Source organism: Aminobacter sp. P4_D5 (assembly GCF_056401815.1).
In genome coordinates this window covers 1-960 of sequence record NZ_JBFUIP010000460.1, presented here as the reverse complement: position 1 = coordinate 960, position 960 = coordinate 1, and the positions used below count along the sequence as shown (strand labels likewise).

The window sequence follows — 960 nt, the reverse complement described above, 5'->3', positions numbered from 1 at the left end:
GAGCATGTCGGACAACCTCCTGTGGGAGCCACCTTCTGGTGGCTCTTGTTCAGGGTAGTTGGCCGCCCAGATTACCGGACGTCAATCCGGACTTCAGTGACCCGCGTTCTGTCCGGAGAAATCCGGCGCCGCGAGGCCGGACGCTTCCAGCTGGTGCACCAGCAGCGCCTTCAGCCGTTCCAGCCCGGCCTCGGTCTTGGCCTCGGCACGCGCCACCAGCACGGCCTGGGTGTTGGACGCCCGCAGCAGCCACCAGCCGTCGTCGGTCAGGACGCGGACGCCGTCCACCGCCTGGACCTTCGCGCCATCCGAGGCGAGGCGGGCCTTCACCTCCTCGATCACCTCGAATTTCCGCGCCTCCTCGCAGTCGAAGCGGAGCTCGGGGGTGTTGATCACCTGCGGCAGGGCCTTGCGCATGCTCGCCAGGCTCTCGTCGCTGCGTGCGAGGATGTCGAGCAGCCGCACGGCCGAGTAGAGCGCATCGTCGAAACCGTACCACTTGTCGGCGAAGAAGGTGTGGCCCGACATCTCGCCGGCCAGCGGGCTGCCGGTCTCGGCCATCTTCTGCTTGATGAGGCTGTGGCCCGTCTTCCACATCAGCGGCACGCCGCCGGCCTTGGCCACCTCGTCGAACAGTACCTGCGAGGCCTTCACGTCGGCGATGATGGTGGCGCCGGGATGCGCCTTCAGCACGTCGCGCGCCAGCACGACCAGCAGCTGGTCGCCGAAGAGCATGTGCCCCTCGCCGTCCACCACGCCGATACGGTCCGCGTCGCCGTCGAAGGCGATGCCGAGGTCGGCCTTGGTCTCCGCCACCTTCGCGATGATCTGCTCGAGGTTCTTCAGCACCGTCGGGTCGGGATGGTGGTTCGGGAAGGTCCCGTCGATCTCGGCGTTGATGAGGTGGTGCGTGCCCGGCAGCCGCTTCACCAACCGCTCCGTCACCGCGCCGCCCGAGCC

Annotated in this window: 1 protein-coding gene; it reads right to left on the bottom strand. The window is 67.9% G+C overall.

Annotated features, from left to right (window positions below; genetic code table 11):
* Positions 1 to 93 precede the first annotated feature (93 nt).
* Positions 94 to 960, bottom strand: an 867-nt coding sequence (locus AC1DWF_RS32750; protein ID WP_476842681.1) for a phosphomannomutase/phosphoglucomutase, incomplete at its 5' end; no start/stop codon positions are given.